The sequence below is a fragment of the Brucella oryzae genome (assembly GCF_041929965.1).
Lineage (GTDB): Bacteria > Pseudomonadota > Alphaproteobacteria > Rhizobiales > Rhizobiaceae > Brucella > Brucella oryzae.
On record NZ_JBHEEO010000006.1, the window covers coordinates 98,137 to 121,342 of the forward strand.

Genomic DNA, 23,206 nt, shown 5'->3' on the forward strand with positions numbered 1-23,206 from the left:
GAAGGGGAAAGTGGAGGCTTCTGTTGCCAGGTGCCTCCGAACCCCGCCTTAAGGGGCTAACCCTAAGGACTTTAGAGTGGGTTTCCCGCACCGCCATTAGGCAGCGAGAGCATAACCCTGAGCTTTGTTGTCATTTGCAACTACTCAATTGACCCGATAACGGTGGTATCATGCCGAGTAAAAGAGCGATCTTTACACCCTTGTCGATCCTGTTTCGCCCCCGCCACAATACAAACCGATAGGCTGATCTGTATTCTGGTGGAGGCGCCGGGTACCGCCCCCGGGTCCAATGGGTTTATTACACCGTCCGTTTATCACCATAGTCAGCTTGCGCCGACATGCCGTATATAGGCGCGGTTGATCGGGATTGGAAGAGGGGGCACAGTTTTTAACGGGTTTTGCCGATGGTGCCCTACGGCCAGCCCTTGCGTTCATTTTTCATTGACAGCCTGCTTTTGCTGGTCAATCCTCGCAACATATCGGGGCTGGCACGTAAATTCTTATACAGTCGGCTTCCGTAGGCTGAAACGGGGTGCTTTACCCCATTCGAAGGAGAGTGGATATATGAGTGAATATCTCGCGGATGTCCGTCGCTACGATGCCGGTGCCGATGAAGCTGTAGTCGATAAGATCGTCAAGCATCTGGGTATTGCGTTGCGCAATCGCGATTCCTCGCTCGTTTCGGCAACGGACCCGGAAGAATTGAAGCGCGTCCGCACCAATTGGGTTGCCAAGAAACTCGGCATTGATGACGAAGCCAAGGGCGATGAAGTGGTTGCGCATGTTGCTGAAGTCATGAAGGGCGACCGCAACAAAAATCGCGTCACCTTCTATTATCTGGTTGCAAAGCAGCTCGGCAAACTCGGCGACCTTTGATCCACAGCGATCTCGTGAAACCGAAGCCCCGGTGTCTCACACCGGGGTTTTTTCTTTATAGTGGTCTTAAAACGAATCGGTTCCGGATAATCCCCATGCGCACCTATCTCGATCTACTTCAACATGTGCTGGATAACGGCGTCGACCGTGGCGACCGCACCGGCACCGGCACACGGTCGGTTTTCGGATATCAGATGCGTTTCAATCTGGAGGAGGGCTTCCCGGTTCTCACGACCAAGAGGCTCCATCTCCGCTCGATCATCCATGAGCTGCTATGGTTTCTCAAAGGCGATACGAATATCGCCTATCTGAAGGAAAATGGCGTCTCGATCTGGGATGAATGGGCAGACGAGAATGGCAATCTCGGGCCGGTTTACGGCTATCAATGGCGCTCATGGCCAGCGCCGGATGGCCGCCATATCGATCAGATCGCTAATCTTCTCAAGATGCTGCATGGAAATCCCAATTCGCGGCGCCTGATCGTATCGGCGTGGAACCCGGCGCTGGTCGATGAAATGGCCCTGCCACCATGTCACTGTCTTTTCCAGTTTTATGTCGCGGACGGAAAGCTTTCCTGCCAGCTTTATCAGCGCTCGGCGGATATTTTTCTGGGCGTGCAGATGTTTTCCGACATCGAGACGGTACCTTTCGCCCGAGCGGCTTGAAAGAAAAAGGCTTTCTTCGCGGATCGTATGGTACCGGTACCGCAACAGGAAACGAAATCGACATTCAAATTATCTTTTGCACGACTGAGCGGTATTGCACGTATCGGCCTCGTTATGCACAATCGGATCAAATAGCAGAAGACGGAAAAAATGAGCAATCATCCCGAGTTCCAGTATATCAGTATCCTTCGCCAGTTATTACAGCACGGTGACAGACGTATGGACAGGACAGGTACCGGGACATTGGCAATGTTCGGTTCAATGATGCGTTTCGACATGTCTGACGGCAGTTTTCCCGTCTACACGACTAAGCGCGTATATTGGAAGACTGCTGTTAAAGAGATGCTATGGTTTCTGTCGGGGCAAACCAATATTCGCACATTGTTACAGGAGAATGTTCGGATTTGGTCAGATTGGCCTTTGGCGAAGTATCGAAAAGCTACGGGTACTTCATTATCTCAAGAAGAGTTCGAGACCAAAATTCTTTTGGATGAAGACTTCGCCAATGAGTGGGGGGATTTGGGACCGGTATACGGAAAGCAATGGCGTCGTTGGCGAGCAGCGGACGGGACAGAGTATGACCAGCTTGCTGAGGTTATTGAGTTGCTTAGAAAAGATCCAGCGAGTCGTCGAATGTTGTTTCATGCATGGAACGTGCCTGAATTGAAACAGATGGCATTATCTCCGTGCCATATGACTTATCAATTTTTTGCCTCTGGTATTGATGGTGCGGCTCCGGCGCGGCTATCGTTGATGGTAACTCAGCGTTCAAGTGACATGGGCTTGGGCAATCCATTTAACGTCGCGCAACAGGCGGCATTACTCGCAATGGTGGCTCAACAAGTTGACATGCTGCCTGGAGATTTGATTTGGACTGGCGGAGACGTCCACCTATACCTAGACCACATTCATCTAGCCGAAACAATCATATCTAGGCAACCAAAGCCGTTCCCTAAGCTCGAATTGGCTCGTAAACCCGATAGTATTGACGACTATAAGATCAGTGACTTCATCGTAACTGGCTATGATCCTCATCCGGCAATCGAAGCCCCAGTCGCGGTTTAGTTTAGCGCTCGACCTGACGTGTCGTTCGCAGAATCGACTCACGTACAGTCAGGAGAGTGGTGCCGGGACAACAGGTGAGGCATGTCTTTACGTGACAGATTGGAAACGTTGCTGTCGCAACTTTTTTGCCAAGGCACCATTCCACGAAACAGATATGGAAAAATCGCGCGAAATCAGCTTGCCTGCATGCTGGGAGTACCTGGCTCATATCTGACACCACATAGAGATATTCTCGAAACTTACGAGAATAAGATCGGAATTTTACATCCCATTGATGCTGCGATTCCGCGTATGGAAGCCGTCGTCCAAAAACTTATTGAGGACGGTACTTTAAATGTCCGTAACGGCAAGGTTGATCGAAAACAGATTGGCGATCTAGCTGGTATCAAGGCAGTAACGTCCATCATGGATCGATTTCCGCAGCTGATCGATTTTTATCGAACTGCTGATGCCCATGTTAAAGCCATTGACTACAAACGTCGAGATGTTGTGGCTTCCTTGGAACGGCTTAAGGCTTTTCTTGCTGATGGGAAAAAGGAAATTCACAAGAACGGTCTTTCCTTCGACTGCGCGAAGATTGGCAAGGCGATAAGGATTTCAAAACATAGGTTAAGACAACCACCCCTTGTCGACTTAATCAGTGAAGCAGAAGTAAAATACGAGAAAGAATTGCGAGCGGAAGGTCTCACCGGATTTTTTCATGGGAGAGTATTTCTGTTTAGCAATTTGGTTGGTATGGGGTGGAACAGCGGCGTCCTCCAAAGAATCGTACAAGTTTTTCAGAATACATTTTGCGAAAGACCCAAAACTAGTGTTGAGGGGGCATACTTAGCGACCGTTCAATTTCTCAGTTGGTTTGCAGAAACAAAAACTGAGGTAGTCCGTAGAGTATTTAAGAATGTGAACGATGGTGTGCACCCAAGCCAATCCGACTGGCTAGAAGCACTTTTATCTTACAATTCATTGCTCCTTGGAACTCCTTCCCGCAGAAATCTATTTCACGTGCAAAATCTTCTTCGGGCAATGGCAACTGAGGGATTGGTAGCGCACATACCAATTTCATTCAGATCCAGACGTCCAAAAGCATCCGGGCATTATCCAACATTGGCTGAAGCCAAACACAAACTAGCTCCCGTAAATCGGAATAACGAGACGAGTGCGGACGACTACCTACTTTTTGCTACGGAAATGCTTAGTCAAGCTGGCGCTGCCAAAGGCATCGAGGTTGATGCCCGTGAACAAAGCGCCTTTGTTCATAGTCTTAGATCGGAACTCGGCAAAACAGACATCAAGCGTGGAAATAACCCGGCAGAAATAATAAGAAATTTGATGCGTCGCAGACTGGAGTTAATTGAGACTGCAGCACTGCAAAAGTTTGAATTTTACAAGGATACTTATGAGCGGGGACAGCAGCTCATCTCTGTTGGGCGCGACTGTTCTAAGGACTGGCGGATGCTAACCATGGTCCGCGAAGGAAAAGCTGCATACAGGAAGAGGCTTCGAAAATGGTTTCCTCTTGATGCACCTGATCAAGCAAAGGCGAACCTGCTGAAACTTTTGGAACTTAGATTTGATTGTCTCGTCCCGACACGCAAAACTGTTACCGAACCTGAGTATTCATTCTTACAGAAGCGAGCATTGGAGAACGACGGGTTCGTTGACTTGCAGGCGTCGTTGTGGCCTTCGCCTGAAGCGTTTGGTGCCGCATTGGTGCTTTATCTAATTCAAACAGGTGCGAACCCCGTGGTCGGTCGAGTAATGCCCGCCGACACCATTAGGCCCAGCCCAGAGGCCGGTTACATCAGCTTGAATTCTTCCAAGATCAAAGCTGGTGGAAAACCAATATACTCAGAGATTCCAGCAAATTGCCCTGCTGCAAAGGCTTTACTTTGGCTGGCAGGCGTCCGCCGAAATCATAAAATACCTATTTCCCCGGAAAATGCTGGCATGTTCCACGTGCTACGCACGAACACTACTTTTCAGCTTATGCCCGACGAATGGTTTCGTGTGTTCTTCAAAAAACTCATTTCCACGGTACCTGAACTTCATAACCTTCGCATCACCCCGGGTATGTTGAGGCCAACTATTCTTTTGTTGGCGGCTTTGGAAGAAGACGGACGGGTGAGAACAAGCGTTACGTTAGGACAACATGGTGAGCATGTTAATCAACGTTACACAGGTCGATACCCACTCCTGTTGATGCATGACAGTGAAATTGCGCTTTTCAACCGGTTCTATGAGACCTTGGTGGTACAGAACATAGAGAGCGCCCACATTATACTGGGCGTTGAAGCTCATGAGTTTGCCAAGGTTCTCGACTCCATCGCCAGGACAGGATTGGGTACATTTTGCCGCGATCCGGATGGTAAGCCCGGAGCTCAGGGATTGCGTTGTACGACGCTCGATTGTTACGATTGTCCGCAACTTATTCTCTTGGCAAAAGTGGAAGAAATAGCACTTCTTCGAATCTGGCAATTGACTCTTAGAGACGTTGAAGGAGACTGGTTAAGAGACCATCCAGAGCGCTGGGAGGCAGTTTGGCTTCCTTGGCTTTGTTTCGTTGACGCCGTCGAAGCGAGAATGAAATTCAAATTTCGGAGAATTTGGCGAGATGCAGGCCGCTTAGCGGACAAGATTATAAATTCCCCAGATTTTCTTCCTAAGAAACCGTGGTGAAATGTCAGGTATTTCTCCAAACACACTTCATCAGCAATTACTAGGGTCAGATCGTATTCGGGCGTGGTTAGATGCAGGTACACCTTATGAATGTGATTGCTGGAAAGTCCATGATACAGGTGGTCAAAATAAGACGCGAGAGTTGGACTTTGCAGTGCCCATGCCCGATGGAAAGCTGCTTTCTGAACATACACGACTATATCAAACAGCAAAGGAATTAGTGTTCTGGCTACGTGAAGATATCTACACTAGTTTTACAGAGGTATTTACGCATCGCAATTATTATTCAATAGTCGTTCAACTTTGCTATTGGGTGGTCGAACGTCGGCGATCATCCTTTGCAGAACTGAGCGCTCTCGATATCGAAGAGATGGTGGGTGCGGCGGCCTTTGGGGCTGATCGCGTTTATGGTGCATCGACGAAAGTCCGCACGTTCTTATCCCGCTACGATACGTGGGAAAGTATTCCGAACAAATTTCGTAAAGGCAGAGAGTTCGAGCGAGACGCTGTGATTGCTGCGTGTAATCTGCCGAAATGGAGAACTCCGAAGCTAAATTTTGAGTTCGAATATGCAGCTGCAAGGCTAAACGGAAACAACCTTCCGCAACGCCCACAGTATTTTGACGAGATGTTAACAGACACTCGCTTAAGATCTTATTTAACAGTTATTGAAGCATTATTTGTTTTCCGACAGTTCATGCGAGCCGAAGGTCTTCTTTTTAAACCTTTTCCGAATGGCGTTGATGCGGCAGCAAAAACGCTCGGCAGATCAGCGACAAAGGTGCCCATTGCACCAATAAATCTGGTTTTGAAACTGCTGGAAGAAAGTGTCATTGTAGTAACGGGCACGGCCGATATTGCCCTTTCTGATTACAAGACGTCGGTATTAGGTCGGCTGAACGGTAACTATAAGCATTTCGAAGCCATTGCCGCGAGAAAGCAGTTAATAAAATTTGCATCAGCATGCTATGTTCTAATAGCTGCATTCACGGCTCGGCGGACAGAAGAAATTCGGCTAATTGAGCGAGATTGCCTTGCTGGTAATGACCAATTCGGCTGGTGGATGAAGGTTTTTATCGTTAAAAACCATAAGAACAAGACTTGGATACCGGTTCCCAATATTGTTGCTAAGGCAGTTAAGTCTATGCAAAATCTGGATTTTCAATGTAATCTAGCGCCTACCGATCCGTTGTTCAGGTTTTTTGATCCGATACTAAATAGAGTATCGCATTTTCACATCCATTTGACTCTTGATAACTATGCAAGCTCGGTGAATGCTTGTTCATACTTAGACTCTGAAGAAACTTCGCGTGAATGGCATTGGCAAACAAGGCAGTTTCGCAGATTCTTCGCGGTTCTATTTCTTTACAGATATCAGGGCAGTATTGAGGCACTGTCACATCATTTGCGGCATTTTAACTTGGAAATGACGCGGTCGTATCTGACTCTCGATCCTGAATTGAGTGCAATATGGCTGAATGAAGAATGGGGGTTTAAGAAGAAACTTGCAACCGCAATTGCAACCGGTGACACTTCTTACTCTGGTGCGGTTGGTGACCGCTTGAAGAAAACGGCTAAGAAACTGGTTGAGAAGTTTTACGGTTCTTTGGTTGTAGTGGAGGAGGAGATCATAGAAATGACGCTGCGCATCATGGACCGTCAGCATTATATTTTTACACCGAAGCCATGGGTGATTTGTGCGTGTCCAAACACAGAAAAAGGGGCGTCGAAAGCTTCCTGCAGACGGATGGATTCTGCGCAAGCTAGTCACTTTGGCCCAAGATTCGCAAACGCAGGCCCGACCGTTTGCGGCGGATGCCCCTGGGAACTCACGACACCCCATAATAGAGATTACATCAAACGAGTGATTGATGATTTATCAGTGAGCGAGCCGAACGAACCCATCACGCTATTTGGCGAACTACAAGCGGCTAATCTCGTCTCTTTACAAGCTTTTCGAGCAAAGCGGCCAAGTTAGGTTCTTATATGAATAGAGACGCGAAAACATCTGTTCATAACCGAATACTCCGGATTAAGTATCTGTTGCAGGAGTGGTCGAGAACAGGATTTCCGTCGGACGTTAAGTTGCCAACAAGCTTAAACAAAATCAGAGAGTGGGAAAAACCTGATCTTGGTATTGAGAAAATCGGCTCCAAGCGTGACTTTACGAAGACACATCGCTTGTGGGGCGACGACGTGAAAGAAATCGACGAGCTTCTCAAGTCGTTGAAACCTCAGAGGTCTAACAGAACACCTCACTATCGATCTGAGTCAAGCAGACGCGTCCTTGCCCAAACCAAGCTTCGTGAAAACGAGATATTGTTGGCTAAGGTCACTTCGCAATGGCACGAAGAGCGGGAAGCATTGCGAAAAGCCAGTGCAAAAATTGAACATCTGGAGTTGAGTAATCGATTACTGGCGGATAAAAATTCGGCGCTAGAAGCCCAGCTTTCCGAGGCGCGTAGAGAACTGGCAAGTCGCGACGGTTCAATTCGTCTTCTGAGACCAAATGATGTCGGATAATCTCGGTCTGCTGGAAGGAATCCTTGAAACCTACTTGCTTCGCGGGCACGCGCCGAAGTTCAATGGTAAGCTTCATCGAGCGAGTCTTGCAAAGGCGCTGGGGATCAGCGAAAGCAAGCTTAGCCGAATGTCATCGCTACAAGAACGAATGAGCCATTTTGAATATGATTACCTCGCCAAACTAGATGACTCGCGGGATGCCGTTGTACGTGAACGCGATTATGAGAAAGATGGTTATTGCGAAGCAACGGATAGCAAAATCCTATCTTTTAGAAAGACTGTACAAACGGGACGAATAATTACTTCAATAGTGAAGTTCGATGGAATCGAGTATCGCATTCCTACGCTGGTCTGGCCATCCGGCATCGATGCTGTTGCTTCAGATTGGCTGCGCAACATTGCAATAAAGCGCAATAGACCTTTCAGTACCGTAGAAGAATATGCGAAAGTATATCGCAAGTTTGTTAATTTTAGAGATCGAAATAATCATCGTTGGGATGACGTGAATGACGATACTCTACGTGCTTGGCTTGCTGAAATGAAATTAGATGGGGTGGGAGCAAAGCGCATCAATAGTTCTATCAATACAGTATATGATTTTTATAGGTGGGCGGAGGAAACTGGTAGGCTTAAGGACCATGTAGAGATCGTTGAACGACAGTTTCTCCCCGACCATTTGAAGAGCTTTAAGTTTCCGATCTCCAGTAGAAGAGTTCAACAACGAAGAAACGGTTTGATCACGACTGCTTGGCGGACGTCAGTTTTTACGACCGGTGTCACCTCCAGTCATAATAAAAGGCACACGCCGACCGCCGATCAGATTGACAGTATTTTTGATATAGCGATTGATGATCTCCGACATGGGACCCGAAACTCATTGTTGCTTTCGTGGGCCCTTGATACAGGAGGCCGCAATCACGAGATACTGCAGCTCCGCTTATCGGACCTACCTCAGACTGATGATGAGTTGCGAAGGATGCACGAGATGGATTTCTGGCCGATATCGGTCAAACGCAAGGGAGGTAAAGAAAAACGAGGAGTTTTACGCCCCTCATCGGATCTGATCCGCCGTACCATCGTATATATAAAAACAGAACGTGCGGAACTAGCGGCTCAAATCTGCGGGAGACAGCGTGGTGATTGTAAATACGTGTTTCTCTCGGAAAAAGGACGGGTGCTTTCAACTGATAGTGTTACTAGGATCGTAGGAAAGATTTTTAGGGCAGCAGGCGTCGAGAATGCAAACATCCATCGACTGAGAGCAAAGTTCGCGCAGAATATGGTCGAGGCAGCGCTGGACGCACTTGAAGATGCTGGGATAGCGGTTGGCGGAACATCAAACTGGCATGAGACTGCTCTTACCATGGCGCAAGAAATGATGGGGCATAGTTCAATTGAATCTTTAAGACCATATTTGCAGTTACTGTTGAAACGCCGTGTGGATCTCTCACCGACATATCAGAAGAACAAGGAAAACGGCGCTCAGCGCGAAAGGCGCTTGTTAGATGTTCAGGAAACACGCTTACTCAAAAGCGACACTGAGTTATCTCGCATTGCCAGTTTAATTAGGCAAGGCGAGAAAAAGGCGGCGGCAGAATCGCTTCGTTCGCTTGCAAGTGCGTTTGAATCCTTAGATGACTAACTTTCCATGGCGAATAGTCTGCTTCAAAATGTGGCGTAGTTTGTGCTCATAATATACTGCTCATTCTGTACTGATCACCAAATCCCACCGAAATCCATTTAATCCTTGTTCCCACTTGTAACCAAACGGATTGCAAATAATCCGGCTTCGACCGACGAAAACGTCGAAAGCATGATGTGTATGGCCGCAAATCCATAAATCAGGTGCTCGTTCGGAGTGAAGGATGTCATCGAAAGCGTTTGATCCGGAGGCGAACAAATAGTTGCCGATTGAGTTTGCATAGACGGGTGGTGTGCAATCGGGATGCGGCATGTGATGGGTAAGCACCACTGTGCGTCCGTCAAATGGTTCTGCCAGTTTTTGTCGAATGTAAGCAGCATCTGAAAGGTGCAGATCGAGCATATCCTGAGGCGTGAATAGCTTCCCAGTTTCCATACGGATCGCACGGAAGTCATTCAGTATTGCCCGCGCTTCTTGCATACGCTGCGCCAGATCAGACTTCTTGGAGAGCTTCATCTGGAAATCCACCCACAAGCTAGCTCCAACAAATCGGATGTTGTCATTAATCACCTCGTCCTGATCAAGGCAGTAAAATCGCTGCGGCCAATCCTGAGAAAGGGCTTCGATTGCCTTGATCGTTTGCCTGTCGCTTTCAAGCGAGCGTTCTCGATCATTCATGAGCCACTTGTTTTGGTAGAATTCATGATTTCCGGGCACATAAATAATCGGCTTTTCAAAGCGTCTGATCAAGAATTCTAGAGTAATGTGAAGATCAGGCGCTGCGTTGAGATCGCCAGCGATTATTATCAAATCGCATTCTGGCGCGTTCTCACGCGACGGATAGTCGACTTCTTGCAGTTCATGGTGGACGTCAGACCAGATCCAAAGTTTCATTCCCTTATCCCTTTGCTGTCCGCAATTGCCGACAGTTCTCATGCCAGATTTCCTCTGGCAGGCGCTGACGTCTTTCAGTTTGTACGCAGCGAAACTCAAACTGCGATGTCAGTCGACGACGTGCAGCACGATGTACGTTTTTCTCAATTACCGATGTCTTTTTGGCCCAGTCGGTAAAAACGGCTGAATGTGCGAGCGTAGTTTCTGTCGAGATCGAGAAGCCAAAGTTCTGAAGTGATGCCATTAGGCACGATTTGTCCGAGCCGAGGATGTTCGAATAATACACCCTCTAAGCAAGTTGCGCGGCGTGCGCTGAGCTTCCAGCAAGTTATTGCTGGAGAATTTGAAAGTTGGCGCTCATCTGGATGTTCACCGTTGAATATGCGTTCAAGATCCGTGACCAAGGCCTTCAGCATATCGATTTCGATTTCCAGTTGTTCGCGATTGTATTTTCCGTTTTTGATTATGACAGCCATAATAAGATCCTGAAGTATGAAGAAATGAGGGACCATTCGGGCGCGCTACAACGCGCCCGTGGAATGGCGTTTCTTGTTCAACGTGTTTGATTAATGTTGCGAGCAAACGCTGAACCGTTCAGCGTGGAACATGCAACAGTCGGAGAATGGCTCAGGAGCCCCGCTTACTGGGCTTGATCTGGAACGAGTGTGTGGAAGTGCAAAGGTTTCGCTCGTGTCAGTTCTTCAAGCGCCAGCCGATTGATGATCGAATCGATCTTTCGATGTTGTTCCGTCTCATCAGTGGAAATGCTGTTACTAAACCAAAAGCTCAGCATGTGCCGTTGCTGTCTCTGAATTTCCAGCAAGTGTTGTGCAGTACCCGATCTACCAGTTAACTGATCCAAATCGTGAAGCGCCCAAACGCCGTCCAGATATTTTGTCTCGCTGAGTAACGGATCTATAATGACGAACTCTGTTCGTTCTATCTCAACGCCAAAGTACTGTGCCGCCAGGCGAGGCAAAAAGCTTGCGAGCTTCGCCTTGTCTTCTTCGTACTGAATTAGCGCATTTCGTTCAGCGCCAATCCCGTAGGCGATATGAATATAACGCAAGCATTTTTGTTGCTTATCGTAAACGATGAGATCGAAAGCAAAGCCGCCTGATAAATGAGTCGTCGTCAGAGAGGGCCCTTGGAATTTATTGCATTCGGGTTCCTGAGAAAGAACCGCCGCCAACTGATCAACGCTACGCGATAATATTGGGATTCCTGATGTCGAAGTGGAAGTTCGTTCATCAGTTGCCGAAATCATACTTTCAATGAAACCGATGATTTTTTCTCCTTCGCTCCAGATTGCGTAACGAAAATATTCGTCGAAACGCTCCGTACTCTGAAGATCGCGTTCTTGCTTGTTAATGCGATTGTGAAGTTCACTTAGCTGCAAAGCCGCATTCAATCCACGTCCTGGATGCCGTCGTGGAACTTCATTTTTCATGAGAATAACATGACCTATTGTGGAGTTTTCAGGCATAAGTTCTCCTGTCCAGCACATGGGTTACATGCGCCAAATTTATGTGAAACCAGTTCAGACGATGACGTCATCAGCGGACAAAATGGGTAATCCGCCTAATTTCATCAAATCTTCAACTCACTGATTCGGTGTCTGTGTGAGCGATAGTGCGGCTTATGTCAGAATTGCCATAAATAGGCAATTAAATTCCTAAATAAGGCAAATAAATACCGATTTAAGGCAAATTAGGGGGTGTGGCGGTTGCATACTCCCTGAATTAAAAGAAAAGGATGGATATACCGATTGCACTTTTGCGGGCTGCAAGACTCGCACTCGACTTAAGTCGAGAAGAACTCGCTGGAGAAGCGGGTGTAAGCGTGCGTACCATCGGAAGCTTTGAGAGAAATGCAGGCGTCAAAATTGAAACCCAACGCAAAATTCAAGCAGCGCTTGAGCGAAGGGGTGTAACCTTTATCTATAGAGATAAATCCAAGGGTTTCGGTTTAATAATGCCGAAAAGCTGGCCTTCATAAACTTTAATTTAAATTAATTTAGCTTTTTCATAAGAAATCGTCGCCCTTAACTTTTATGGGCCGCCAAACATAATGCTCGTGAGTACGTTCAAAATCTGGCCATTCCAATGTCGAAGTACAATTGGAGGAGTCGCAGTTCGTGCATTTAAACTTGAGGGTATAGGGGTTCCTTCCATGGCCAAAGATTGATGCGAGATCGCTGGCCAGAAACCGGGCACTCCGTTTGCATGTGCGGCACTCGGCCATTACGAACAATCGATGCCGTGTAGCCTGTCCAAGTGTTTTGATCGTACTGGTCATCAACTGTGTATAGAACAGATCGGGAACATCTGCCATTGCATTCGCGCATTTCACATTGATTAAGGCAGTATCCACAGCCTCTGCCCAGACCGCACGTCGTGGAGCGGGCAGAGGCATCCGATAATTTCCTCTTCAATAACCGTACTTAGAAACCACAGTTTCCATCGTTATTGATGGAGTACATACCAAGCCAGCCCAGCTAACGAACTGAGCAAGAGCAACGGGATCATTTTCATCCGAAGCACGAATGCCGCGATGAGGCTGGCGACTGTCAATACGAGAGCTGGCACATTCAACGTATCCCAAACCGGACTCCATACGCCGATCCAGTCATACTGGTGCTTCACGACCTCCTGAAACAGCACATGCATGGCGAACCAGATAGCAAGGTTCATTATTACGCCGACGACAGATGCGGTTATCGCCGTGAGCGCCGCCGAAATTGCCTTGTTCCCGCGTAATGTTTCGATGAATGGGGCACCGAGGAATATCCAGAGAAAGCAGGGCAGAAACGTCACCCATGTGGTCAGAACAGCCGCCAATGTTGCCGCCATGTATGGATGCAGGTCGCCTGGAGAACGATAAGCGCCGAGAAATCCGACGAACTGAACGACCTGGATCAACGGTCCTGGCGTCGTTTCCGCCATGCCGAGACCATCGAGCATCTCGCCTGCTGTGACCCAGCCAAAACGTTGGACGGCTTCCTGAGCTACGTAAGAGAGAACAGCATAGGCTCCTCCGAACGTAACCATCGCCATTTTGCTGAAGAAAATTGCGATCTGGGAAAAGACATTTTGCGGGCCAAGTCCGACATATAAGGCGAGCACCGGGCCGAGCCACAAAGACAAAAGCACCAGAGAAATGCTGATCGACCATCGCAGATTGGGTGTCGCGTGGTCCGGAGTGTTTTCTCCGATGACAGAATCCTTGTCTGCAAGAGCGTTGGCAGCACGCTTATGACCACCGCCTATTTGAAAGCTCGTCGATCCAAAATGTGCCGCGATCAAGCCGATTGTTCCCGCCATAGCTACGATCAACGGGAAAGGAAAACTGAATAGAAATATCGCCAGAAACGCAGAGACCGCGATAGCAATCAACGCATTATTTCTGAGGGCCCTTTGTCCTATACGCAGGACAGCCTGGATCACGACTGTCAGCACGGCTGCTTTCAATCCAAAAAGGAAACCTGCAATCGCTGTCACATGGCCGAACGCCACATAGGTCAGGCTCAAAATCAGGATGGACAGGAAGCCTGGCAGGACAAAGAGAATTCCAGCGACCAGACCACCTCTGGTTTTATGAAGAAGCCAGCCAATATAGATGGCAAGCTGATGCGCTTCCGGACCTGGCAAAAGCATGCAGTAGTTGAGGGCATGCAGAAATCGGTCTTCCCCGATCCATCGCTTTTCCTCGACGATAATTCGGTGCATCACCGCGATCTGACCTGCAGGCCCTCCGAAGCTCAGTGCCGCTACTCGCGCCCATACACGCAATGCTTCTCCGAACGGAATTCCATGATCAGGAGCAGATGTTGGCGTTTGGATACGGGATTGATTCACAGACACGTTCATTATTGACCTCCTGGCTTGCCAGAGGGCCAATTGTGGGTTTCGTCAACAGCATCACGCGCCCATCGATAAAATGCGTCATAGAGCAACAATCCTGCGTTCAATTGTTCCAGATCATCCTTGAACATTCGAGACAGACCAAGAGAGGCCGCAAGCAGACCTGAACACTGGGGAGCCAGATCAAGCCGCGCTGTGTCTGCACCTCGTACAATGGTTGCCAGTCTGTGCAGCGAAGGTGTTTTCAGCTCGAATTCTTCGATCATGACGTCGAAAGTGCACAAATCCCGGCGATGGCTCCAGAAAATCCCTTCAACATCAAAAGGGGTCGCGTCAAACTTGTCTGCTACCTCAAGAACTTCCTGCGCACTAACAAACAGGAATACCGCGTCGGGATCGATGAAGCGCTTTATCAGCCATGGACAGGCAATACGGTCAATCTTTGGGCGTGCGCGTGTTACCCATACGGTTCTGTTCTGATGATCGCGGTTTGGCAACCGTTCAAGGTTGACCACAGAAGCATTTGACGCGATCCAGGCCTCATAGCCGCCTTCGAGCGTCTCTGCTTCGATTGCCTTGTGTCTGAGCCAGGAAGCCGCTCCCTGACAGAGCTTTTGGCCTTTCTGACAATATATGATGACCTGTTTGCCATGGAACTCATCAGCCCAGGTTTCGACCGCAAGAGCGTCTCGATTGACTGCGCCTGGAATGACACGTGGGTCTCTCCCCAGATCGTCGGCGCTGCGAACGTCGATTATCCTCGGTGCGTCAGGCATTCCGATCAGGCGAATTAATTGAGATGTGGTGATTTCTGTGTTCGACGGCATAGACGTCCACTCCCTCAAAAGGGTCAGAGGACGCGATATTTGGGCTGCCGCCTCACGGGGTAACCGCGATCAACCCCTTAGATGAAATTTTAGCACCAATCCAGATCGACTGGCAATAGGCTCGCAGATGCAGAAATTGCAACGTTCTCAACTGGAAACTTCCCTAATGGCGACAGCAATCAATATTAAACCGACCAGCACTTCGATGGCACGTGACAACCGCTCCAGCAGATGGGATCTGTTCTCCACGAGATGGGCGACGCCTTGCCTGAATAGCACCGTCATCAAGGCGAGTAATGATAGCACGACGCAAATTCCGATCATCATGGCGAACGCGAAAGCTATTCCGGCCTCGGGAACGCCACGCGTAATCGAATAGGTCATTATGAAGAGCGTCAGGGGACAGGGGATCAGGCCTGCGAAAAATCCAAATGCCAATCCTTCACCCTGATCATGCTTATGAAGACGTCCTCTCAACGCGCGGAATATCATCCACGCGCCAATCAGGCCCATCAGGCTTCGGCTTATCCCTTCCAGAAGTGGTGCGCGTCCCACGCTCCCCAGCGTGACCGAAATGAGCGGCAATGACAAAAGCGCAATTACGACAGAAAGGCCCACATGCGTAACCGACAATGCGGCAGAAACTGCCAGAGCCCTCAAGGCGCTCAACGGAGACGCGGTCAGATAAGTGGCCAAAAGAGTTTTGCTGTGACCAGGCGTCAGCGCATGTGCCGCGCCAAACAAGATGCCCATGGGCAGATAAGCCAGGAACGATGCCCAGTCTCGCGCATCGGCAAAAGACTGAATATGCCTTGCGAACGCATAATAAATCTCACGTTGAAAACTGATCAGATCCTGGAACAGGCCCATCATATCAGCTTCAAGGTCGCCACGCTTAGCGCGACATACCGACCAACTTTTCCTATTGCCACCAGAATTATGAAAGAAGGCAGAGGCTCACGCATTATGCCTGCAACTACAGTCAGAGGATCGCCAACAACCGGGAGCCAGCTGAAGAGCAATGACCATTTCCCGGATCGGCCGTACCAGCTCTGCGCCCGAGCCAGCGAATTCTCACTCGCTGGAAACCAGGGACGATCCTTGTAATGCTCGATGCCTCGACCGAGCGTCCAGTTAATGAGCGCGCCGATCACATTTCCCAGACTTGCAACTGTCACAAGGAGAACAGGCGACAATTTTTCGCTGGTGAGCAGTCCAACCAAAACAGCTTCAGATTGCATCGGCAAGATCGTGGCGGCAATAAGCGCACTGAAGAAAAGTCCAGTATACGATAGCAAATCTGTCATTCGACTGCGTCATCTCTCATCGGTGAGCCTGGCCATTGAGGGTGATGACTATCAATCACATAAACATGCGAGTGTTTATGGCCCTGACCCACTGGTGTTGCATCGGCGAGATGAGGATGATCATCATCTAGGCCGGTGTGGGTATGCTCCACCTCGTCAGGATCGGAGGCTGGCCAGACATAGGCCGCGATTGCCAGCGCAAATGCGGCGACAATTGCCAGGATCGCAAATGTTATCGGCATACCAGCTTTCGCACCAAACCAACCGGCGACGGGATAGGTGATAAGCCAGCAAGCATGTGAAAGAGCAAATTGCGCTGCAAATATCGCTGGACGATCTTCAGGTTGAGCAGATCGGCGCAACAATCGTCCGGATGGCGTCTGGGTTAGCGAATAGCCTAGCCCGAGGATAAACCAGAGTGGCAACAGATACCAATAATTGGAAACGAGCGTTCCGACGAACAGTCCTGCTATGAGAATTGTCGCGCCTGCAAACATTGCTCGGCGATCAGCAACATCATCGAGCAGTCGAGGAAGAATGAAGGCTGCGATCATCGAGCCTGCTCCAAAGGCGGCGAGAGCGACCGCCATAGATCGCTGATCAAGCCCAAAGATGCCCTGCACGATAACAACCGTATTGACGATCACCATGGCACTTGCTGCGGCAACCGCCAGATTGAGCGCTAACAGACCTCTTAGGCGTGGAGTGGCGAGATAAATTCGCATCCCCCGCGTGGTACGGTCATAAATGCCGCGTTTTTCTGTTGGCTTGGGACTCGGAAGAACAACAGAGACAACCAGGGCGGCTGACGCAAGAAATCCGACGACAGTCCCTGCAAACAGGCTGTGAAAGCTAATGACTGTCAATAGAGCGGCGGCCAGCATTGGGCTGGCGACACTTTCCATATCATAGGCCAGTCGCGACAATGACAAGGCCCGTGTGTATTCCTTTTCGTCAGGCAAAACGTCAGGAATGGTCGCCTGAAAGGTTGGTGTAAAGCCTGCTGATGCCGATTGAAGCACGAAAATCAGGACGTAGACCTGCCAGATTTCAGTGACGAACGGTAATAATAACGCAACGGCCGCGCGAACCAGATCGAGACAAACGAGCATTGTCCTTCGTGGCAAGCGGTCGGCAAAAGCAGCCGCGATTGGTGCGACACCGACATAGGCAACCATTTTGATAGCCAATGCAGTACCCAGCACCGCACCTGCTTCGTTGCCAGCCAGATCAAATGCGAGAAGGCCCAAGGCAACAGTTGCAAGCCCGGTGCCAATCAGGGCTATGACCTGGGCGAGAAACAAGTGTCGATAGGTGCGATTTCCCAGAATTCTAAGCATGATGTGTTCCGAGACCTAGACGGGCGGTGTGATTGCTGATTGTTGAGCCAATCCAACCCAACCGTGATAACCGACGTACAAACCGACAGCGATGATCAGCAGGCTTGAGAAGTAAGGAGCTTTCCGCGCAACCGTCGAGAACCAGCTCCAGCGCTTGGTAGCGTGGCGGACACTGAGTGCGGCAACGGCACCCACTGTTACAAGTGTGATTGCTAGCCCGATGGAGAAGCAGAGTACGAGCGTGAATCCGAGGGTGAATTCCTTGAGCTGAAGGCAAAGCAACAGGATCGTGATTGCGGCTGGGCAGGGAATGAGGCCACCTGTCAGGCCGAACAGGACAATCTGCCACGTTGTCACGTTCCGGTCTGCGAATTTTCGCCTGATATCGTTCGCATGGGCCAATTCGTGGGCGTCCTGATAATCACCGCTAGTCACATCAAGGCCGCGCAGTTCTTCATGCATATGGTCATGGTCATGATCATGATCATGATCTTCGAAAAATGACAGATCGTACGCGTGCGTATGCTGATCATGCGTCAGTTCCAGCCGGACCATGAACTCGTGCGGTTCAGGAATCTCGTCCGAAGATTCGATGTAATGATCCCTGTCGACAAAAAAGAATGTCTGACGCGTTCCGTCAGGGCGTTCGGTTTCAAGCGTCACCTCGTCGGCAACCCATTTATGACCTCGAACGGATCCTATGCGCCAGCGAGGCGGGACGCCTTCTTCGAAGATCTCCACGCTGATGAGACCGTGGCCCGTATCTATTTCTCGCGTTTCGCTGTGGCCGTGATTGTGATGGTCATGATCGTGCCCGGACGCCTGTCTGGCTCTTTTCTGATCAGTCCAGGTTCGCCAGAACATCCAGAGCGCGATAAAAATGATGATAGCCGCCGAGGCGAGTTGGAAATAGGGTTCGAACGTTTCTGCATCGACACCTTGCCAGATGTACATACCGCTAAGTGCGATACCCCACACGACAACGGTGTGTGAAGCGGTTGCGGCCAGGCCAAGAAGAACGGCCTGCAGAACGGTACCGCGCACCGCCACGATAAAAGCGGCCATCATCGTTTTGGAATGGCCGGGCTCAAGACCGTGCAATGCACCCAGGAGGATAGCGCTGGGAATGAAGAGCCATGCATGGCCGGAGCCTTGCTGTAACAGTTCTGCGAAGGAAGGCATGAATTTGGCTCACAAATAGCGTGTGATTTCTTTGAATTCATCGATGGATTTGCGTTGGTCCTTTTCGAGTGGCCCAACGACGTCTTCCAGACAATGATCCAGATGGTCCTGAATGAGTGTCCGCTTTGCCTGACTGATTGCTTTCTCGACAGCATGCAACTGCTGGGCAAGGTCAAGACAGGGGCGACCAGCTTCGATCATCTCAATGACACTTTTCAGATGACCGTTGGCGCGCTTCAGGCGCTTTATGATCTCAGGATGGGTTTCGTGGCTGTGGGTATGTTCGCTCATGGAATCGATCCTATCCCCCAGGAGGGGATATAACAATCAGAATCTGGCCGCCAGATAATGGACGATTAACGAATTGGTGACTATGAAGGGGACATGTTGATCGGATTGACGAGACATGTCTGTTCTATTGCAGCTGCTATCGCGGTTGTGATTGCGCTCGTCTTTTCGACTGTAAGCATGGGATCAGCGGTAGATTCGACACGATCCATTGAGCTCGCGACGGAATCCCCTCGCCATCACGATATGCACTCGGAAGCCTTTTCGAACGAACATCTGCATGATGATGTTTCTTCATCCGAGGGACACGTTGGTCACAGTCACGGACATAGTCCTGATCATTCCCATGAAGTTCCTGCATTTCTAGAGCGCCCAATGATCGGCTTTATTGATGGCGGCCAGCGATGGCTCCTGTCATTGGCTGATCGTGGCATCATAGACAATCGCCCGATTTTGGAGCGTCCGCCCAGATCCATCTGAATCGCTTGAAGCGCCGCTCGGGCGGCAATTTCACGATTATTGGACTCTGGAGTTCACAATGCACCATTCGGAAACCCGAAATGGGTTCTTTGCCACGTTTTGGCAAAGACCATGGCTTCTGCCATTTTTAACGACCCTGCTGCTTTGCGCAGGCGTAGTCAGTTCTTTCGCACACGCTGTGGCAGAAGGTGACAAGGGCTATATTCAGGAAATAAGCGGCGTCAACATCCTGCCGTTTATCTATCTCGGTGCCAAGCACATGGTGACTGGCTACGATCATATCCTGTTCCTGTTCGGCGTCATTTTCTTCCTGTACCGACTGAAGCATATCGGTATTTATGTAAGTCTCTTTGCCATTGGTCATTCGACCACGATGTTGCTCGGCGTATACTTTAACATTGGAATCAACAGCTACATTATCGACGCCATCATCGGATTGTCCGTGGTTTATAAAGCGCTCGATAATATGGGTGCTTTTCAGCGTTGGCTCGGGTTTCAGCCGAATACCAAGGTTGCCACCCTTATTTTCGGTTTCTTCCACGGCTTCGGCCTCTCAACCAAGATCATCGAGTACAATATCTCTCCTGACGGCCTCGTTCCGAACTTGCTCGCCTTCAATGTCGGGGTGGAAATCGGACAATTGCTGGCTCTCAGCATGATCCTCATCGTGATGGGATATTGGCGCGGCACGCGTAGCTTCTGGAAATACGCCTATACCGCAAATGTAATGATGATGTGCGCCGGATTCGTGCTGATCGGATATCAGCTGGCCGGACTGTTCGTAGCTGCCTGAGGAGCTTTCAATGTATAATACTGATCTTCCAAACCGGGCTGACCTACCGACATCGGCCCAACTAAAGCGCTCAACATTTCTTGCTGGACTGAGCGCAATCGCTATCCTGGTCACGGTGGTATTGCCTTCCGAGTACGCGATTGATCCGCTTGGCGTGGGACGCGTCCTGGGGTTGACGGAAATGGGTGAAATTAAGACCCAGCTGGCGAAAGAAGCAGCTGACGATGCTGCCGCCGCCCAGTCTGATGGCGAAACTGCTGAAGCCGCCAATGGCGAGATTAAGGTTATATCTCAACGCCTGGATCGCATCGAAATGATGATCGCCGCCTCGATGGACGGAACGCCCGCTGCTGAACCACAGCGCACATCCTCGCTGCCTGAACAAGCAAAGCCAGCGGCGACTGATCCGGCACCGACCAGAGAGAGGTTTGGCAACGTCGATTCAGCAGAAACAACTGCCGCAGTTCCTTCCGTGCCGCCTGTCCGAACGGACGAGGTATCCTTCACATTGTCACCGGGGAAAGGGATTGAAGTAAAGCTTGTCATGGAGGAAGGCGACAAAGTCGATTTTGCCTGGACGGCAAATGGCGCAGTCGTGAACTTCGATACACATGGCGACGGAAACGGAAATAAGGTCTCCTATGAAAAAGGCAGAGGTGTCGGAGAAGATTCCGGTGTTCTCGAAGCCGCTTTCACTGGCAATCACGGCTGGTTCTGGCGCAACAGGACAGACAATGACGTAACCGTGACGTTAAAGACGAACGGGGAATATTCAGATCTGAAGCAAGTGATGTGATCAACAGCGTCAAACGCTTCTTGTGTATGTCTGAAGCCATTGATGATCTTCGACAGGCATGCTGATCATTCCGAGCCGGGATTGTTGATCCGATGGCCTCATCAAGAGGGTTTCGACCCACTGATGAGGCCGTTTTCCCAGGATTAGCGTGTCCTCGCCAGCATTGCATTTTCTGAAGATACGGGTGTGAGCGCGTTAATTTTCTCCAGAAGAATGTGGTTCTGTTCATTGCTTCGAATGCTAATGCCCACGTTGGCAGCTTTGATCTCCGATTTAATCAAAAAATAGTTTTGAAGAAGCCTCTCGAATTGTCCCTGCAGCCGATCCAAATCGAGTGTTTCGATACGCTGGCAGAATGGTATCTGATTGAATTCCGCCATCAGATAATCGTTCTTGTCATTGTAGCCTATTGAGATAAGGGGCTTTCCCATTTTCAAAGCGCAGACAATATTATGGTAACGCGACGCGACAACCATGTCGGTTTGCTCAATCTGCTGCATCAGTTGATGCAGATCAGTTGTCTCTTCGAAAATGACCGCGCCTTTATCGGTGTCATCCTTACTCATCGAGCCACGGACTTTCTGGGCCATTTCTGAGACGGCTACTTGATCGCCAATATCACCAGTCAGAAGACGCACTCGAAATCCCCGATCAATCAGATAAATGATGAACCGAGACAGCTTTTCTTGATAAGTTTTATAGATTAGCTCTGCGTTTGGGTCGTTTTTTGTCCAGCCTCGATAGTTCATTACGCCTACGCCTACCGTCTTATGCGCTGTGCTGTCGATCTGATGCATCGGTGGACGCGGCAAGTTAAATGCAATGTCCGGAAAGACAAAATCGCCCTTTACTTCAACGCCGATTGATCCGAGAAAATTCTTCGTAAATTCATCGCGATAGCTTCGATAGGAAGCCCCTTTCAACGCTGATCTGGCAAACCGTCGGCTGAAAGGATGATGTAGCGGGCCAGCACCGATGCTTACGAATGCGATTTTAACGCGAAGTAGCCGTGCAATGAGGCACCATCGGAAGACCACGAATGGCCACCCAAAGGCTGTATCCTGAAAGTCATCAAGTATTCCCGTTCCTGGAACGACGAGCCATCGTACGCCTTTCAACGTTCTCATCATTTGGAAAACACTCAAAACGTTCCGGGGGACGTCCCCGAGTAGTTTGCTGAGTTTACAAAGGAGTGAATTTTGCAGGACCAAGCGCCCGTGCCAACTCGCTTCGATGCCGTAGCGATCAGCAACGGCACGGGGATTGGCGCATATCGAATGTAATTCTACGTCAGGGATTCGAGACTGCAAAATGTCAATCATTGCTTCCAGCGAACCGTCGTTGCCGGAATTGCCGGATCCGAATTGGCCTAAAAGTGCAATCTTCATGGTTGCACTCCTATGGCGTGAAAATTCTGTCGTGGAACTTGTTCGAAGGAGGATCTGTCTGAAAAACGGACAAAAGTCGGCGGATGAGCAGCGCATACCAATGCAAGATGCCCGATCAATAGAGATAGTCGGAACATGGGAGTGCCTTTGAAAGTGTCTTTTGAACTGGTTCAAACTGACAACAGTCTAGGCTCGCGGAGGACGTTTTAGCCTAAATATGGTTTTCGACAACGTTACGGTCGGCTCGGCGCTATTGACCGCGTGGCAAGGAGGATCAGACCTGAAACTAATCAATCTTGCCTGTGAGGGAACCTCATGTGAAAGATAGGCAGAATGTTTGCTGGAAGGGAGATCTGTGCAATCTGCATGGCAGTGTTGGTGAGTATTATCAGGCTCAGGCGCTATAGTTTCATAGCTCGACTTAATATCAACGTACATAGCAGATGCATACGATGGCTGAAGCAAGGCAATAGCCAAGGCAAGCGCAGTGAAGATTGCACCTTTCAGAAACTGGTTGATGAGTTGAAAACCCATTCCTGTTCACCGACTTCCTGATATCGACGTGTCTAGAATAGGATTAGCTGGCAACTGCGTCGAGACG

At 49.5% G+C, this 23,206-nt stretch carries 20 protein-coding genes, 1 other RNA gene and 1 pseudogene; 10 read left to right on the forward strand and 12 right to left on the reverse strand.

Annotated elements, in window-relative coordinates:
• Window positions 1-9: 9 nt before the first annotated feature.
• Window positions 10-377, reverse strand: a transfer-messenger RNA (tmRNA) gene (gene ssrA / locus JNC70_RS08095).
• A 187-nt stretch (window positions 378-564) separates the two neighbouring features.
• Here ssrA and JNC70_RS08100 point away from each other — a divergent pair.
• The 7 genes and pseudogenes from JNC70_RS08100 to JNC70_RS08130 all read left to right on the forward strand — a co-directional run bounded on the left by JNC70_RS08100 (window position 565) and on the right by JNC70_RS08130 (window position 9,447).
• Window positions 565-876 carry a DUF2853 family protein gene (locus JNC70_RS08100; RefSeq protein WP_104755947.1) on the forward strand — a complete coding sequence of 104 codons (312 nt, stop codon included), beginning with the start codon at window positions 565-567 and terminating at the stop codon, window positions 874-876.
• Between the two features lie 95 nt (window positions 877-971).
• A pseudogene (locus JNC70_RS08105) lies at window positions 972-1,493 on the forward strand (thymidylate synthase); the annotation flags it as partial.
• Between the two features lie 198 nt (window positions 1,494-1,691).
• A complete protein-coding gene (gene thyA / locus JNC70_RS08110) occupies window positions 1,692-2,606 on the forward strand; it encodes a thymidylate synthase (RefSeq protein ID WP_151617416.1) in 915 nt (304 codons plus the stop codon).
• Window positions 2,607-2,687: 81 nt separating this feature from the next.
• Window positions 2,688-5,282: a hypothetical protein gene (locus JNC70_RS08115; RefSeq protein WP_151617415.1), complete on the forward strand. Its 2,595-nt coding sequence runs from the start codon at window positions 2,688-2,690 to the stop codon at window positions 5,280-5,282.
• 1 nt (window position 5,283) lies between these two features.
• The gene (locus JNC70_RS08120; RefSeq protein ID WP_151617414.1) at window positions 5,284-7,260 is read left to right on the forward strand and encodes a site-specific integrase; all 1,977 of its coding nucleotides are present in this window, start codon (window positions 5,284-5,286) and stop codon (window positions 7,258-7,260) included.
• A gap of 8 nt (window positions 7,261-7,268) precedes the next feature.
• The gene (locus tag JNC70_RS08125; protein WP_151617413.1) at window positions 7,269-7,805 is read left to right on the forward strand and encodes a hypothetical protein; all 537 of its coding nucleotides are present in this window, start codon (window positions 7,269-7,271) and stop codon (window positions 7,803-7,805) included.
• Window positions 7,795-9,447 (forward strand): tyrosine-type recombinase/integrase, encoded by a 1,653-nt coding sequence (locus tag JNC70_RS08130; protein WP_313733481.1) that lies wholly within the window; start codon window positions 7,795-7,797, stop codon window positions 9,445-9,447. The genes JNC70_RS08125 and JNC70_RS08130 overlap by 11 nt, the downstream gene beginning before the upstream one ends.
• 60 nt (window positions 9,448-9,507) lie before the next feature.
• On the opposite strand, the gene JNC70_RS08135 is transcribed toward JNC70_RS08130, so the two are convergent.
• The 3 genes from JNC70_RS08135 to JNC70_RS08145 all read right to left on the reverse strand — a co-directional run bounded on the left by JNC70_RS08135 (window position 9,508) and on the right by JNC70_RS08145 (window position 11,827).
• Window positions 9,508-10,341, reverse strand: a complete 834-nt coding sequence (locus JNC70_RS08135) for a metallophosphoesterase (protein ID WP_151617449.1) — start codon at window positions 10,339-10,341, stop codon at window positions 9,508-9,510.
• Between the two features lie 143 nt (window positions 10,342-10,484).
• Entirely contained in the window at window positions 10,485-10,817 is a 333-nt protein-coding gene (locus JNC70_RS08140; protein WP_235909067.1) for a hypothetical protein, read from the reverse strand.
• Window positions 10,818-10,981: 164 nt separating this feature from the next.
• Entirely contained in the window at window positions 10,982-11,827 is an 846-nt protein-coding gene (locus JNC70_RS08145) for a hypothetical protein (protein WP_151617410.1), read from the reverse strand.
• Window positions 11,828-12,096: 269 nt separating this feature from the next.
• Here JNC70_RS08145 and JNC70_RS08150 point away from each other — a divergent pair, with 269 nt between their 5' ends.
• Window positions 12,097-12,339, forward strand: a complete 243-nt coding sequence (locus JNC70_RS08150; RefSeq protein WP_151617409.1) for a helix-turn-helix domain-containing protein — start codon at window positions 12,097-12,099, stop codon at window positions 12,337-12,339.
• Between the two features lie 467 nt (window positions 12,340-12,806).
• Here the strand turns inward: JNC70_RS08150 and chrA are convergent, their stop codons facing one another.
• The 7 genes from chrA to JNC70_RS08185 form a co-directional block, all read right to left on the reverse strand.
• Complete coding sequence (gene chrA / locus JNC70_RS08155) at window positions 12,807-14,210, reverse strand: chromate efflux transporter (protein WP_151617448.1); 1,404 nt, start codon at window positions 14,208-14,210, stop codon at window positions 12,807-12,809.
• Window positions 14,210-15,031: a chromate resistance protein ChrB domain-containing protein gene (locus JNC70_RS08160; RefSeq protein ID WP_151617408.1), complete on the reverse strand. Its 822-nt coding sequence runs from the start codon at window positions 15,029-15,031 to the stop codon at window positions 14,210-14,212. The genes chrA and JNC70_RS08160 overlap by 1 nt, the downstream gene beginning before the upstream one ends.
• A 147-nt stretch (window positions 15,032-15,178) precedes the next feature.
• The gene (locus JNC70_RS08165; RefSeq protein ID WP_151617447.1) at window positions 15,179-15,895 is read right to left on the reverse strand and encodes an urease accessory protein UreH domain-containing protein; all 717 of its coding nucleotides are present in this window, start codon (window positions 15,893-15,895) and stop codon (window positions 15,179-15,181) included.
• A gap of 5 nt (window positions 15,896-15,900) precedes the next feature.
• A complete protein-coding gene (locus tag JNC70_RS08170; RefSeq protein ID WP_151617407.1) occupies window positions 15,901-16,338 on the reverse strand; it encodes a YqaA family protein in 438 nt (145 codons plus the stop codon).
• Window positions 16,335-17,678, reverse strand: coding sequence for an MFS transporter (locus tag JNC70_RS08175; protein WP_151617406.1), 1,344 nt, complete (start codon window positions 17,676-17,678; stop codon window positions 16,335-16,337). The genes JNC70_RS08170 and JNC70_RS08175 overlap by 4 nt, the downstream gene beginning before the upstream one ends.
• Before the next feature lie 15 nt (window positions 17,679-17,693).
• A complete protein-coding gene (locus tag JNC70_RS08180; RefSeq protein ID WP_151617405.1) occupies window positions 17,694-18,860 on the reverse strand; it encodes a nickel/cobalt efflux transporter in 1,167 nt (388 codons plus the stop codon).
• Between the two features lie 9 nt (window positions 18,861-18,869).
• Window positions 18,870-19,151, reverse strand: a complete 282-nt coding sequence (locus tag JNC70_RS08185) for a metal-sensing transcriptional repressor (RefSeq protein ID WP_151617404.1) — start codon at window positions 19,149-19,151, stop codon at window positions 18,870-18,872.
• A 595-nt stretch (window positions 19,152-19,746) separates the two neighbouring features.
• On the opposite strand from JNC70_RS08185, the gene JNC70_RS08190 reads away from it, so the two are divergent.
• Window positions 19,747-20,421 carry a HupE/UreJ family protein gene (locus JNC70_RS08190; protein WP_445433025.1) on the forward strand — a complete coding sequence of 225 codons (675 nt, stop codon included), beginning with the start codon at window positions 19,747-19,749 and terminating at the stop codon, window positions 20,419-20,421.
• A 10-nt stretch (window positions 20,422-20,431) separates the two neighbouring features.
• Entirely contained in the window at window positions 20,432-21,217 is a 786-nt protein-coding gene (locus JNC70_RS08195; RefSeq protein ID WP_151617402.1) for a hypothetical protein, read from the forward strand.
• A 143-nt stretch (window positions 21,218-21,360) separates the two neighbouring features.
• Here JNC70_RS08195 and JNC70_RS08200 read toward each other — a convergent pair whose 3' ends face one another.
• Window positions 21,361-22,605, reverse strand: coding sequence for a polysaccharide pyruvyl transferase family protein (locus tag JNC70_RS08200; RefSeq protein ID WP_192798810.1), 1,245 nt, complete (start codon window positions 22,603-22,605; stop codon window positions 21,361-21,363).
• Between the last annotated feature and the right edge of the window lie 601 nt (window positions 22,606-23,206).

Coding starts and splice junctions, on each gene's coding strand:
- JNC70_RS08200 (WP_192798810.1), bottom strand. CDS start 22,605: ATGAAGATTGCACTTTTAGGCCAATTCGGATCCGGCAATTCCGGCAAC.
- JNC70_RS08140 (WP_235909067.1), bottom strand. CDS start 10,817: ATGGCTGTCATAATCAAAAACGGAAAATACAATCGCGAACAACTGGAA.
- JNC70_RS08175 (WP_151617406.1), bottom strand. CDS start 17,678: ATGCTTAGAATTCTGGGAAATCGCACCTATCGACACTTGTTTCTCGCC.
- JNC70_RS08170 (WP_151617407.1), bottom strand. CDS start 16,338: ATGACAGATTTGCTATCGTATACTGGACTTTTCTTCAGTGCGCTTATT.
- JNC70_RS08180 (WP_151617405.1), bottom strand. CDS start 18,860: ATGCCTTCCTTCGCAGAACTGTTACAGCAAGGCTCCGGCCATGCATGG.
- JNC70_RS08145 (WP_151617410.1), bottom strand. CDS start 11,827: ATGCCTGAAAACTCCACAATAGGTCATGTTATTCTCATGAAAAATGAA.
- thyA (WP_151617416.1), top strand. CDS start 1,692: ATGAGCAATCATCCCGAGTTCCAGTATATCAGTATCCTTCGCCAGTTA.
- JNC70_RS08185 (WP_151617404.1), bottom strand. CDS start 19,151: ATGAGCGAACATACCCACAGCCACGAAACCCATCCTGAGATCATAAAG.
- JNC70_RS08150 (WP_151617409.1), top strand. CDS start 12,097: ATGGATATACCGATTGCACTTTTGCGGGCTGCAAGACTCGCACTCGAC.
- JNC70_RS08135 (WP_151617449.1), bottom strand. CDS start 10,341: ATGAAACTTTGGATCTGGTCTGACGTCCACCATGAACTGCAAGAAGTC.
- JNC70_RS08160 (WP_151617408.1), bottom strand. CDS start 15,031: ATGCCGTCGAACACAGAAATCACCACATCTCAATTAATTCGCCTGATC.
- JNC70_RS08120 (WP_151617414.1), top strand. CDS start 5,284: ATGTCAGGTATTTCTCCAAACACACTTCATCAGCAATTACTAGGGTCA.
- JNC70_RS08195 (WP_151617402.1), top strand. CDS start 20,432: ATGTATAATACTGATCTTCCAAACCGGGCTGACCTACCGACATCGGCC.
- JNC70_RS08115 (WP_151617415.1), top strand. CDS start 2,688: ATGTCTTTACGTGACAGATTGGAAACGTTGCTGTCGCAACTTTTTTGC.
- JNC70_RS08125 (WP_151617413.1), top strand. CDS start 7,269: ATGAATAGAGACGCGAAAACATCTGTTCATAACCGAATACTCCGGATT.
- chrA (WP_151617448.1), bottom strand. CDS start 14,210: ATGAACGTGTCTGTGAATCAATCCCGTATCCAAACGCCAACATCTGCT.
- JNC70_RS08130 (WP_313733481.1), top strand. CDS start 7,795: ATGTCGGATAATCTCGGTCTGCTGGAAGGAATCCTTGAAACCTACTTG.
- JNC70_RS08100 (WP_104755947.1), top strand. CDS start 565: ATGAGTGAATATCTCGCGGATGTCCGTCGCTACGATGCCGGTGCCGAT.